Below are 12,560 nucleotides of genomic sequence, written 5' to 3' on the forward strand. Positions count from 1 at the left end.
CCGGCAATCGTTTTGAAGCGATTGCCGGCTTTTTATTGATATCAGGCAGCCTGACGCGCCTTGGATGGGCGGGTGGCGGCGGCCTTCTCGACCATGGCGGTGACTTCCGCGCGGCGGGCTCCCGACAAGGGCAGGCGCGGCATGCGCACGCGCTCGGAACCGCGCCCCATGATCTGCTCGGCAAGCTTGATCGACTGCACCAGATCGTGCTCGGCATCGAGATGCAGGAGCGGCATGAACCAGCGATAGATCCGGCGAGCCTCTTCCCAATCGCCGCGTTCGGCGGCGGCGACGAGCTGCACCGATTCCTGCGGGAAGGCGCTCGTCAGGCCGGAGACCCAGCCCTTGGCGCCGAGCATCAGCCCCTCGAGCGCCACATCGTCGAGGCCGGCGAAAATATCGAAGCGGTCACCGAAGGCATTGATGAGATCGGTGAAACGGCGCGGATCCGGCGCGCTTTCCTTGACGGCCTTGATGTTCGGCACGTCGGCCAGCGCCTGAAGCACATCGGCGCCGATATTGACGCGGTAGGCGGGCGGGTTGTTGTAGAGCATGATCGGCAGCGACGTCGCTTCGGCGACGGTGCGGAAATGCGCGATCAACTCCTCTGGCTTCGGCACATAGACCATGGCCGGCAGCAGCATCAGGCCATCGGCGCCGAGCTTCTCGGCATCGCGGGCATAGGCGACGGCGCGGCGCGTATCGAATTCGGAAACGCCGGTGACGACGGGAACGCGACCGTTGACCACCTCGACCGCAGCTTTCAGGATCGTGCGCTTTTCTTCAGGATCGAGCGAATTGTTTTCGCCGCAAGTGCCCATGACGATCAGGCCGTTGACGCCGTCGTTGACGAGCGCATCCTGTACGCCCTGGGTGGCGGAAATGTCGATCGACAAATCCTCGTTGAACTGCGTCGTTACGGCGGGAAATACGCCCTTCCATCCTGTCGTCATTCTCAAAGTCCTCGGTTGCGGTGGCCGAGTTATATACAAACTGTCGACAAAGCTCAAGAAGCATGGCATCAAGTTATGCGAGCAGGGCCGACATCGCCGGAACCTGGCCAGGATGAGAGGTGGGGATCACGCCATGCAGAACGATACGGAACAGGTGCGGGTGCGCGGTTCGGGTACGCAAAGCGTCTATGCGGCGCTGCGCCGAGAAATCCTGTCGATGGCGCTGGAGCCCGGCAGCCCGCTCGACGAGGTGCGGCTGTCGGAGCGCTTCAAGATGTCGAGAACACCCATCCGCGAGGCGCTGCTGCGGCTTTCGGGCGAGGGGCTCGTGACGACGCTGCCGAACCGGAACACCATCGTCGCAACCATCGATTTCGCCAGCCTTCCTACCTATTTCGAGGCGCTGACGCTGATGTATCGCGTCACCACGCGCGGCGCGGCCGAACGCCGGGATGCCGGGGGCATGGCGACCATCCGCGCCCATCAGCGGGATTTTGCCGATGCGGTGACGGCCCGCGATGCCTATGCCATGATCGAGGCCAATCGCGAATTTCATGTCGCCATCGCGGAACTGGCGGGCAATGCCTATTACACGACCTTCTTCGCCCGGCTGCTCGACGAGGGACGCCGCATCCTTCGCCTATATTATTCGACATTCGATGACCGTCTGCCGCGGCAATATGTCGACGAGCACGAGGATATGATCGCCGCGATCGAGGCCGGCGATATCGAGCGCGCCGACCGGCTGGCGATCGACCATGCCGCCCAGATCGTGCGGCAGATCCAGGACTATGTCGCGCGCGACCTCGATCGGTCGGTGGCGATCGGGCTAGCCTGATCGCCTGCGGCGCAAGCATCATCATCCCTATGACCGAACGGATTGGAAACAGAATGACCTGGCAGCATCCCGTACCCCGCATCACCCAGGAGGAAAGACAGCTCCGCCTTTCGAAGCTTCGTCAGGCGCTGGAGGCGAAAGGCCTTGCCGGAATGCTGCTTGGGCCGAGCGAGAGCCTGCATTATTTCACCGGGCTCGTCTGGCATGTCAGCGAGCGCTTTCTCGGCGCCCTGGTCACACCAAGCGGTCTCTACTACATCGTGCCGGGTTTCGAGCGCAGCAGGGTCGAGACGCTGCCCCATCTGCCCGGCGACATCCTCGAATGGCAGGAAGAGGAAAGCAGCGCCGCCCTCGTCGCCCGCCGTCTCGGCGGCTCCGGCACGCTCGCCCTCGATGACAGCATGCCGCTCTATTTCTATCACGCCTTGGCGGCAACGCTCGGAACTGACCGGCTGGCCGATGGCGGGCCGATCGTCCGCAGCCTGCGCCGGATCAAATCGCCGGCGGAGATCGCGCTGATCCGGTATGCGATGGGGCTGACACTTGATGTCCATAGGCAGGCACATGCGCTGATGAAGCCGGGAATCCGGGCCTCCGAAGTGGTGGAGTTCATTGATCGAAAGCATCGGGAGGCCGGCGCCGACGGCTCGACATTCTGCATCGTTTCCTTCGGCGCGGCGACCTCGTTGCCGCATGGCGCCGATGGCGACCAGATCCTGGCCGACGGCGACGTCATCCTGGTCGATACCGGCTGCCGTATCGACGGTTATCATTCCGATCTCACCAGGACATACACGCTGGAGAGTGGCAACGAGGCATTCGAACGGGCCTGGGCCATCGAGCGCGAAACGCAGCAGGCCGTCTTCGACGCGGCGCGGCTGGGTGCCGCCTGTTCAAGTCTCGACGATGCGGCACGGGCGGTGCTGGCCAGGCACGGGCTCGGACCGGACTATCGGCTGCCGGGCCTGCCGCATCGCGCCGGCCATGGCCTCGGTCTGGAAATCCATGAAGAGCCCTATATCGTCCGCGGCAATTCGACACCGCTTGCCGCCGGCATGTGTTTTTCCAACGAACCGATGGTCGTTTTTCCCGCGGCCTTCGGCATCCGGCTGGAAGACCATATCTACATGGCCGAGGACGGTCCGCACTGGTTCACCCAGCCGGCCAAGGGGCCGACCGAACCTTTTTCCGATTGAGAGTTACGCCGGCGGCCGACGCCGTTCGGCGTCATCAGCGGGCCGTTCCACTTACGTCGCCCTTTTCCCGTCCTCGTCGAACATATGCAGATGCTGCGCCGGAAAGGTAACGCCCACCTGCTTGCCGGCGCTCAGCGCGCTGCGGTCCAGCGTGAAGACCTTGAACGGCAGGCCGTGCAGCGACAGATGCAGGATGATGCCGAAGCCCGTGGGTTCGATAAGCTCTACCTCGGCGCGAATCGCGGTACCCTCCGACGACAAGACCACATGTTCCGGCCGGATGCCGAGGGTTGCCTTGGCTCCATCGGGCAAATTCAGCGGCGCCGAAAGCGGGATGACGGTTCCATCCTTCAGCCTCACGCCGCCCGCCTCATAGGTCGCGTCGAGGAAATTCATGCCCGGCGACCCGATGAAACCAGCGACGAAGAGATTGGCGGGGCGGTCGTAGAGCTCGAGCGGACTGCCGACCTGCTGCACCACCCCGCCATGCATGGCGACGATCCGGTCCGCCAGCGTCATCGCCTCGATCTGGTCATGGGTGACATAGATCGAGGTCGCCTTCAGCTCGCCATGCAATTTCTTGATCTCGGCGCGCATCTGTTCACGCAGGCGCGCGTCGAGGTTGGAAAGCGGTTCGTCGAAGAGAAACGCTTTCGGCTGGCGCACGATGGCGCGGCCCATGGCCACGCGCTGGCGCTGGCCGCCCGAAAGTGCCTTCGGGCGACGTTCGAGCAGCGGATCGAGCCCAAGTTTCGATGCGGCGGCTGCGACGGTGCTCGCGATCTTGTCTTTCGCGGTCTTCCGGAGCTTGAGGCTGTAGCTCATATTGCCGGCGACGTTCATGTGCGGATAGAGCGCATAGGACTGGAACACCATGGCGATGTCGCGGTCCTTCGGATGGAGCTCGTTGACGCGGTTGTCGGCGATGCGGATCTCGCCGCCGCTGATATCCTCTAGGCCGGCGATCATCCGGAGCAGGGTCGACTTACCGCAGCCGGATGGGCCGACAAGGACGACGAATTCGCCATCCTTGATTCGAAGATCGATGTCGTGCAGCACCTGCACATGGCCGTAGGCTTTCTTGACGTTCTGAATATCGATCGATGCCATTTGACTAACCCTTGACCGCGCCGGCCGTCAGGCCCTGCACGAGATAGCGCTGGATGAGCAGGAAGAAGAGGCCGGCTGGAATGAGCGCCATGACGCCCGCCGCCATCATCTGCCCGAAATCCACCGAGAATTTCGACACGAAGGTGAGAAGGCCGACCGGGAAGGTGGCGGCCTGATTGCCGTTGATCAGCATCAGCGCGAAGAGCAGCTCGCTCCAGGCGGCCGTAAAGACGAAACCAAGTGTGGCGGCGATGCCCGGCAGCGTCAGCGGCAGGATGATCTGCCGGAAAGCGGTGAACTGCGTCGCACCGTCGATCATCGCCGCCTCCTCCAGGTCCTTCGGGATACCATCGAAGAAGGATTGCATCAGGAAGGTGGCGAAGGGCACGTTGAAGGCGGTGTAGACGATGACGAGGCCGGTCAGGCTGTTGGTCAGATGCAGGGGCGTCAGGATCTTGAAGATCGGCGCCACCAACATGACCAGCGGGAACATCTGCGTCAGCAGCATCAGGGCCACGATCCAGTATTTGGCGCGGAAATTGAAGCGTGAGAGCGCATAGCCGGATAGCGAGGCGCAGACCGTCACGACGATCGCCGTCGATGCGGAAACGATCAGGCTGTTCTTGAAGAAGGTCGGGAAATCGCTGTGCTGCAGCACGAAGGCGTAGTGTTCCCAGGTCGTGCGCGACGGCCACATGCGCACGCCTTCCGTATAGAGCAGATCATTCGGCGTCAGCGAGACCTTGAGCAGCCAGAAGAGCGGGAAAAGCGCGAAGATCACGTAGCAGAGGATGGCCAGACGATGCGCGATGATGGGGAGGATGGATCGTCTCATGGCTCAATCCTTGTTCAGCAGGGTCTGCCGCAGCAGGATGATCAGCATGGAATAGGCAAGCAGCAGTATCAGCAGCACGAGAGCGATGGCCGAGGCATAGCCGAAATCCAGCCGCTTGAAGGCCTGGGTGAAGATGTAGCTGGCGACGATCTGCGTGCGGTCGGCCGGTCCGCCGCCGGTCATGACGACGATAAGGTCGGCGAAGTTCGAAACCCAGACGGTACGCAGCAGCACGGTTATGGCGATGGTCGGGGCGAGGAAGGGAAGAGTGATCGAGCGAAAACGCTCGAACCAGCCGGCGCCGTCGATGGAGGCGGCCTCATAGAGATCGCGCGGGATCGCCTGGAGAGCGGCCAGCAGCGTGATCGCGAAGAAGGGAATGCCCCACCAGACATTGGCGACGATCGGCCCCCACATCGCATATTGCGGATCGGAGAGGATATTGCCGGGCTCGCTCATCAGCCCGAGCGCGAAGAGCCAATGCGGAATGGGTCCGATCACCGGATTGAAGAGCCAGGACCAGTTGAGGCCTGCGAGGAAGGAAGGCACCGCCCAGGGCAGGAACACCAAGGCCTGCACGAGCGCCCGGCCGAAGAAGGGCTTGTCCAGCAGCAGGGCCAGGATCAGCCCGAAGACGAACTGCAGGATGACCGAGGCGCCTGTCCACCAGAGCGTGTTCCTGAGCGCTCCGTAGAAGGCGGCATCCCTGGAGAGCTCGCGAAAATGCTCCAGGCCGATGAAGCCGCCCGAAAACGGGTTCAGCAACTGGATATCGCGGAACGCATAGGAAATGCCGATCGCCAGCGGCACCAGCATGACCGCGATGATCAGGATGAGGGCAGGGGCGCTGTAAAGATAAGGCTCCGAAGCATCGGCAAGGCGTTTCAGCCACGGCCTGCGGTCGTGACGCCTGCCTCGCGTGTCGGCGGTCATGGTCATCTGCAAGAGTTCCCGTTCGCGGCGTTCGAACGCCGTCTGTGTCATAGGTAAAAATACGGCGGCGGATCGCTCCGCCGCCGGCAATGCGGACTTACTTCTTGGCGAGGAATTTCTGCTGCGCCTTGGTCAGATAGTCAGCCCATTGATCGGCGAGATCCTTGGCCGAGATATCGCCGAGCAGCGCCTGCTGCGAAGTCTTGATGGCGAGCGAATCCTTGAAGAAGGCGAATTCCTCAAGATAGGTCGGCATCACGGTCGGAACCGTGTTCTTGTCCGCCAATTCCTCGAACCAGCCCTTGAACTGATCGCCTGCATAGAAGGGGTCCTTCTCGGCGGAGCTATAGGCCGGCAGGGCGCCGATCTTCTTGTTCCATTCGAGATTGCCTTCCGGTCCCTCAAGCGTTGCTATCAGTTTCCAAGACAAGTCCTTGTTCTGGCTTGTGGAAAACATCGACCATCCCGCATAGCCGATCGTGGGGAAGGATTTCCCATCCGGGCCTTTCGGCAGCGGCGCAACGCCGAAATCGTCCTTGTTCATGCGCTCGGCGATGGCGATCAGAGCGTCCGGATCCTGGTCGAGGAAGGCGCAGGTGCCGGAATAGAAGCCGGCGACGACCTCGTTGAAGCCCCAGTTGACGCTGTCCTTCGGCGCGTAGCCCTTCTTGTAGAGATCGACCATCCATTCGATGCCCTTGGCCCAGCCGGGGCTGTTCATCGTCGAGGTGCCGTCGTCCTTGAAGTATTTGTTGTCGCCGGCCATGGAGGCGGCGAAGATCATCCAGCCGTTCAGGCCGCCAGGACCGCCGCGCATGCAATAGCCGTATTTGCCGGAGAGCTTGGAGACCGCCTCTGAAGCCTTGGCGAAATCGTCCATCGTCTTCGGCGGCTCGCTGATGCCGGCTTCCTTCAAGAGTTTCTTGTTGTAGAACATGGCACGCAGATAGAAGCCGTAGGGCAGCATGTAGGCCGTCTTCTTGACATCGCGGCCGAGTTCCAGGGCACGCGGCGTCAGCTCTTTCGTCTGGTCCCATTTCGCAAGATAGGGCTCAAGGCTTTCGAGCATGCCGTTGTTGCCGTAGAGCGAAAGCCAGGTGTCCGGCATCTCCATCACATCGGGCGTATCGCCGGCCGAGACCATGGTGGCGAATTTCTGAAAGGCTTCGTTCCAGGGCAGCGAGATGATGTCGACCTTCGTGCCGGGATTGGCGGCCTCGAATTTGGCGACGATCGATTTCAGCGTCTCGGTGCGTTCCGGACTGGTGATGACCTCGACGAGCTTCAGCGTCGTGTCGGCGAAAGCCGTGCCTGCCATCATCGCGGTGAAGAGTGCGGCGGTTATCAGTCTTTTCATGCTCAGTTCCCCCTTTTCGGTTTTTCTCTTGAGGTTGACGATTAAGAGGCGGCGGCGATCGCCGCCTCGATGTCTCTCCACAGGGCCTCGGTTCCTTCGAGACCGACATGGAGACGCACGGATCGTGGGCTGATGCCGAAGCTGTGCGCGGAATTCGGTTGCGCCTTCTGCTGCAGCACCACTTCGCCCGGTACGATCAGGCTTTCATGCCCACCCCAGCTCACACCCAGTTTGAAGAGCTCGAGGTGGTCGGCGAAGGCGCGGATATCGACGCCCTCGCGGAAAATGAACGAAAAGAGGCCCGATGTGCCGTTGAGACCGGCGGGCAGGCGGTTGGCAAGGCCCGGATGGCAGACCTGCTCGACGACATCGAGCTCCTGCAGCCGCCGCGCGATCGTGAGCGCCGCGGCTTCATGCGCCTTCATGCGGATCGGCAGGGTGCGAAGGCCGCGGATCAGCAGCCAGGCATCGAAGGGCGAGAGCTTGCCGCCGAGATAGGGATAGGCCTCGGCCTTCAACCGCGCGATCATCTCCTTCGATCCAGCGACCACCCCGGCGACGACATCGCTGTGGCCACCGAGATATTTGGAGGCGGAATGAATGACGAGATCGACGCCGAGCTTCAGCGGCTGCTGGAAATAGGGCGTCGCCCAGCTATTGTCGATCATCGAGACGACGCCGTGGCGCCTGGCGAGAGCGGCCAGCGCGCCGACATCATGGGCTTCCATCACCCAGCTCGTCGGGCTTTCCAGGTAGAGGACCTTGGCGCCGGGCAGCGCCTTGGCGACGGCTTCCTCGTCGCGGCCGTCGACATAGGTGACCTCGACCTTCATGCGCTTCAGGATCGTGCCGAAGAGGCGGAAGGCGTCGGGATAAATATGCTTGACCGCGACAATGCGGTCGCCTGGCTCGACGAAGCTCAGGACGGCGGAGGAGATTGCCGCCATACCGCTGGCAAAGCCGATCGCATCCTCGCCGCCCTCAAGCTTCGCCAGCATCTCCTCGAACATGCGCACGGTCGGATTGAGGCCGCGCGTATAGATCGGCCGCACCTTTTCGCCGCGATAGCAGGCGATCATCTCGTCATAGCTGGAAAAGGTGAAAAGCGATGTCTGGAAGATCGGCGGCACCACGGCTTCGGCGAAATTGCCATCGTCATGGGCGGTAATGAGGGAAGCGAGTTCGAACGGCTCTAGCCCGTCAGTCATTTGGACATTTCCTTGATGTCTTCCTCGACGACGTCGAGAATTTTCAGTGTTTCGGCGCGTGCCGCTTCCGGGTCCTGGGCGACGATCGCGTTGAACAGCGTGCGGTGAAAGGGAAAGGAGCGGCGGGCGAAATCCTGCCGGTCGAAAGGATGCGACCAGAAGCGCTCGAAGGTCTCGCGCATTTGCTCCAGAAGCTGCCGGAACAGCGGATTGTGGGTAGCGTCGTAGACGGCGAGGTGGAAGGCCAGATCCTCCGGGCCGGACGTGCCCTTGGCGATGTGAACGCGCTCCATCTCGTCAAGCTTTTGCTCGATGACGACAATGTCCTTTGCCGTGCGCTTACGCGCGGCGACCATTCCTGCCTCGCATTCGATGCCGCGGCGGACCTCCAGCGTCTGCAGGAGCGCATCGCGCAGATGCGTCGTGTCGAGCGACAGCGGCATATGGATGGTCGCCTTGGAGATCGGCTTCAACAGATAGGTGCCGCTGCCCTTGCGGGTCTCCATGACGCCCAGCGCCTGGAAATGCGTGATCACCTCCCGGATGGTCGAGCGCCCGACGGAGAGGGCGACCATCAGCTCGCGTTCGGTCGGCAGTCTCTCGCCGGCCTTCAGCGCCGATGACTCGATGAAATCCGACAGGGCGTCGATCACCTGCCGGGTGCGGTCGATGGAGGGAAGCGGCGTGAGCATGGCTTTGCTTGTCATAATGACAAAATTGGTCTGACATCTGCCATCAGGTCAATCTCTTTTTGCAGCAGTTGCCGATTTTTATGGATTGCGCGGCAGGGTAGCTCCGGCGCTGCCGCTCTTTTGAGGCTGACGGGAGAGCCGCCAACGCTCTTCAAGAGCGGCGGCGGCGCTGCTAGAAGAGATCAGACTGAGTCCTGGAGTTGAAAAATGGCGGCGCGAGATCGGTATTCACGAAAGCTGGAATGTTCGAAGTGCGGCCATATGGGCTTTGCGGAAGTGTCCGAGAGCGACGATCGCTTGAAGGCGAATCGGGATTTCAGGATCGACGAAATGCCGCGGGGCTTTTCCACCGAGCGAGCCTCGGCCGACCCACGCAAGCATATGGTCCGCTGTGGCTGCGGCACCGTCTTCCGCTTCGAAAGGGATACCGTCTACGCCCCGGGCGGCGAACCTCGCCGATAGTGAGTCTGCCGGATAATAGGGCGCTCAAAAGAAAAAAGGCCCCGCGGAGGCGAGGCCAAGCTTGAGCCGCTCCGGGGAAATCGGAAGCAGCGTGGCGTTGTTTATCTCCGGTGATCGGGTGCGACTAGGCCAGATTGAGCCTTAGCGGTACGGCTGGAAGAAAAAGCTTGTCTGGAAGACAATTTTTCTGACCGCGTTGCGGCGTGAATTTCTCGCTCGATAGGCGAAACCGACAGGCTCCCTGGCCGCCTCGATATGCGGCCGTAAATATATGTTCTCGCTTATAAAGTAGGTCCATGTTCAGCTGCCGTTCATTTAGCGAAAGGCAAATAGGCAATTGCCGCAACGCCTTGCGGTTGTTTGAGGCTCGGCCATTGTCATGCATCTCGATGCTTATGGTCGGGCCTCTCACGTCTGAAAGAACATGGATATTCGCATGCGCCTGTTTTACGCTTTGATGGACTGGATCTTGGGGCGGCGCCGGCAGCGGGTGGATCAGGAGACGATTCAGTATTCCGCCGATGATCCATGGGTCGTCCAGCAGATCGAGGAATTCGAGCGGGAATTGAAGAAGAAATAAAGCTCCATGCCCAGACGAAGCTCTATTTCGGGCCGATCTCATTTTCCTTTCTTTTGATATCCCGATTGTCGTCCCGTCCTGCCAAGGAGCGGGCGCGATTTCCCGATAAGTGAGGAGAGGACTTGCCCTTGAAACGCCGCTATAAGGCGTGAACCATTTACGGCTCGGATCGTTTCAAGGACAACAATGCTGACACGTCGATCCATATTGGCGGCAATGGGAGCTGCTGCGCTTTCCGGCAAAACGCTGGCCGCTCCAACGCCCATCCACGCCACCGCCTCGCTGCCGCTTTGGCCGGTACAGCCCCCCGGCGGCGGCGGCCCCGCCGGCCCGACCGTGGAAAATGCCTGGGGTGCGCTCACGGATATCGCCATCCCGTCCATCCATGTCTATACGCCGGCGCGTCCCAACGGCGACGCCGTGCTCGTGGCGGCGGGTGGCGGCTACAAGCGCATCGAGGAGGGTCAGGAGGCGTTGCCTGCCGTTTCCTGGCTGAACGAGCGCAATATCACCGCCTTCGTCTTGCGCTATCGGCTGCCCGGCGAGGGCTGGACCAACGCTCCCCTCGCACCGCTGCAGGATGCCCAGCGCGCCATTCGCCTCATTCGCGCCAATGCAAAGAGCTTCCGTATCAACGCGAAGCGGCTGGGCCTGCTCGGGTTCTCGGCGGGAGGCCATCTGTGCGGCCTTGCCGCAACATGGTCAGCCTTTGCCTCCTATGATCCGCTGGACGAAGCGGACGCTTTTTCGGCGCGTCCGAATTTTGCCGCGCTGATCTATCCGGTCATCACGCTGGAGCCGCCTTATGATCATACGTCGACGAAGCGCATCTTCGTCGGGGAGCATCCAAGCCCCGAGATGAGCGCCAAATGGTCGGTTCAAACGCATGTCGGCAGCGATTGCCCGCCGATTTTCCTGGTTCAGGCGCAGGATGATCCGATTTCCAATCCCGCCAATACGCAGATCATGCAGGCCGCATGTGAGGAAGCCGGCGTACCTGTCGAACTTCACCAGCTTGTCAGCGGCGGTCATGGGTTCAACATGGGCAAGAAAGGCACACCCTCGGGTGAGTGGCCGGATTATTTCGACACGTGGCTGCGCAGGACCCTTCGCGGCTGAACACTCGGCTACGACGCTTCAGCCCTCGGGATAAAGCAGCCGGGCGCGCGGGCGGGTGAAGGTCTTCCGGCCACCTTTCCAGCCGGCGACCGGCTGGCGGACTTCGCGGATCGCGGAGAGGGGATCGGCGGCATCGAGGACGATTATGTCGGCCGGCGCTCCGAGATCGAGGCCATGGGGACGTCGCATCAGCCGGGCGGCATTGCGGGTGACCATGTCGAAGGCGGTCGCGATATCGTCATCGCGTGAGAGCTGGGCCGCATTGGCAAAGAAATTGGCCATGCGGCCGAGCGAGGCGTCGCCATAGGGCGTGAAGGGGTTGAGGACATTATTGGTGGCGGCCGTCACCGTGACGCCATGGGCTGCAAGAAGCAGCGCTGGCGCTATGCCGCGCGGGACAAGATAGTCGCGGTCGCGGCCGAGCAGAAACATATCGGTGGCCGGAAGAACGGTGACGGCAATGCCGGCATCGGCCAGTCGCGCCGCAATGTCGCTTGCAGCCTCTTTCGGCATGGCGGAAAGCTTGGTGGCATGGCCGATGGAAACGCGGCCGCTGTAGCCGCGACGACGCGTCTCCGCGATCACCATTGGAATGGCCGAATTTGCCGGATCAAGATCGAAATCGAGATGGAAATCGACATCGACGCCATGGCGTTCGGCGAGATCGAAGATCCAACGAATATGGGTCTGCGGATCGGGATCGGTATAGGGACAGCCGCCGATCAGGTCCGCCCCTTCGCCGAGCGCTTGATCCAGCATCGCCGCCGTCGCCGGTTCGTTGGTGAGGCCTTCCTGGGCGAAGGCGCAAATCTGGATATCGATGGCCCAGCGATAAGAGCGCTTGATCTCGAGGATCGCTTCGAACGACCGGAAGCCCGCGCGCGGATCAATTTCCACGAATGTCCGCATGGCCGTGGTTCCGTTGACGATGGCACTTTCCACGACACGGCGCGCGCGGGCATGCACATCCTCGACCGTGAAGGCGGCCTTTGCCCTTGCCGTTTCGCGCACAGCCTCGTCCAGCGTGCCCTCGCAGATCCGGCAGCGATCGAGGATACATGCCTTGTCGAGATGGATATGGCTGTCGACAAAACCGCCAAAGGCGAAGCAGCCGCACATATCCTCATGCGGCCCATCCGAGACAAGATCAGCGTCCAAGGCCGCGATCCGGCCGTCCTTGATGCCGATATCGAGGGGACGGTCGCGGCCGGCGATGCGGATATTCGAAATGACAAAATCGAGCATCGCACGCCTTTTCAATATATTAACGGTAAATT

Annotated in this window: 12 protein-coding genes; 4 read left to right on the forward strand and 8 right to left on the reverse strand. The window is 61.6% G+C overall.

Going from position 1 to position 12,560, the window contains the following annotated elements; translation table 11 throughout:
- Window positions 1-41: 41 nt before the first annotated feature.
- On the reverse strand, window positions 42-953 hold the full coding sequence (locus FHX11_RS11195) for a dihydrodipicolinate synthase family protein (RefSeq protein WP_184357696.1): 912 nt from the start codon (window positions 951-953) through the stop codon (window positions 42-44).
- A 133-nt stretch (window positions 954-1,086) separates the two neighbouring features.
- Here FHX11_RS11195 and FHX11_RS11200 point away from each other — a divergent pair, with 133 nt between their 5' ends.
- Entirely contained in the window at window positions 1,087-1,791 is a 705-nt protein-coding gene (locus FHX11_RS11200) for a GntR family transcriptional regulator (protein WP_184357697.1), read from the forward strand.
- 53 nt (window positions 1,792-1,844) lie between these two features.
- Complete coding sequence (locus tag FHX11_RS11205) at window positions 1,845-2,987, forward strand: Xaa-Pro peptidase family protein (RefSeq protein ID WP_184357698.1); 1,143 nt, start codon at window positions 1,845-1,847, stop codon at window positions 2,985-2,987.
- 51 nt (window positions 2,988-3,038) lie between these two features.
- On the opposite strand, the gene ugpC is transcribed toward FHX11_RS11205, so the two are convergent.
- The 6 genes from ugpC to FHX11_RS11235 form a co-directional block, all read right to left on the reverse strand.
- Window positions 3,039-4,097, reverse strand: a complete 1,059-nt coding sequence (ugpC, locus tag FHX11_RS11210) for a sn-glycerol-3-phosphate ABC transporter ATP-binding protein UgpC (protein WP_184357699.1) — start codon at window positions 4,095-4,097, stop codon at window positions 3,039-3,041.
- Between the two features lie 4 nt (window positions 4,098-4,101).
- Window positions 4,102-4,932 (reverse strand): carbohydrate ABC transporter permease, encoded by an 831-nt coding sequence (locus tag FHX11_RS11215; RefSeq protein ID WP_184357700.1) that lies wholly within the window; start codon window positions 4,930-4,932, stop codon window positions 4,102-4,104.
- A 3-nt stretch (window positions 4,933-4,935) separates the two neighbouring features.
- Window positions 4,936-5,871, reverse strand: a complete 936-nt coding sequence (locus FHX11_RS11220; RefSeq protein ID WP_184357701.1) for a sugar ABC transporter permease — start codon at window positions 5,869-5,871, stop codon at window positions 4,936-4,938.
- 91 nt (window positions 5,872-5,962) lie between these two features.
- Window positions 5,963-7,222, reverse strand: a complete 1,260-nt coding sequence (locus tag FHX11_RS11225; RefSeq protein ID WP_184357702.1) for a sugar ABC transporter substrate-binding protein — start codon at window positions 7,220-7,222, stop codon at window positions 5,963-5,965.
- Between the two features lie 41 nt (window positions 7,223-7,263).
- Window positions 7,264-8,430: a PLP-dependent transferase gene (locus tag FHX11_RS11230; RefSeq protein ID WP_184357703.1), complete on the reverse strand. Its 1,167-nt coding sequence runs from the start codon at window positions 8,428-8,430 to the stop codon at window positions 7,264-7,266.
- Complete coding sequence (locus FHX11_RS11235) at window positions 8,427-9,137, reverse strand: FadR/GntR family transcriptional regulator (protein WP_184357704.1); 711 nt, start codon at window positions 9,135-9,137, stop codon at window positions 8,427-8,429. Before FHX11_RS11235 ends, FHX11_RS11230 begins: the two co-directional genes overlap by 4 nt.
- A gap of 871 nt (window positions 9,138-10,008) precedes the next feature.
- Between FHX11_RS11235 and FHX11_RS11240 the strand changes: the two genes are divergently transcribed.
- Both FHX11_RS11240 and FHX11_RS11245 read left to right on the forward strand, forming a co-directional pair.
- Window positions 10,009-10,164, forward strand: coding sequence for a hypothetical protein (locus tag FHX11_RS11240; protein ID WP_184358217.1), 156 nt, complete (start codon window positions 10,009-10,011; stop codon window positions 10,162-10,164).
- Window positions 10,165-10,350: 186 nt separating this feature from the next.
- Complete coding sequence (locus FHX11_RS11245; RefSeq protein ID WP_184357705.1) at window positions 10,351-11,283, forward strand: alpha/beta hydrolase; 933 nt, start codon at window positions 10,351-10,353, stop codon at window positions 11,281-11,283.
- A gap of 18 nt (window positions 11,284-11,301) precedes the next feature.
- On the opposite strand, the gene FHX11_RS11250 is transcribed toward FHX11_RS11245, so the two are convergent.
- Window positions 11,302-12,528, reverse strand: a complete 1,227-nt coding sequence (locus FHX11_RS11250) for an amidohydrolase family protein (RefSeq protein ID WP_184357706.1) — start codon at window positions 12,526-12,528, stop codon at window positions 11,302-11,304.
- Window positions 12,529-12,560: the final 32 nt, after the last annotated feature.

It is taken from the genome of Rhizobium sp. BK602, assembly GCF_014195095.1.
Lineage (GTDB): Bacteria > Pseudomonadota > Alphaproteobacteria > Rhizobiales > Rhizobiaceae > Rhizobium.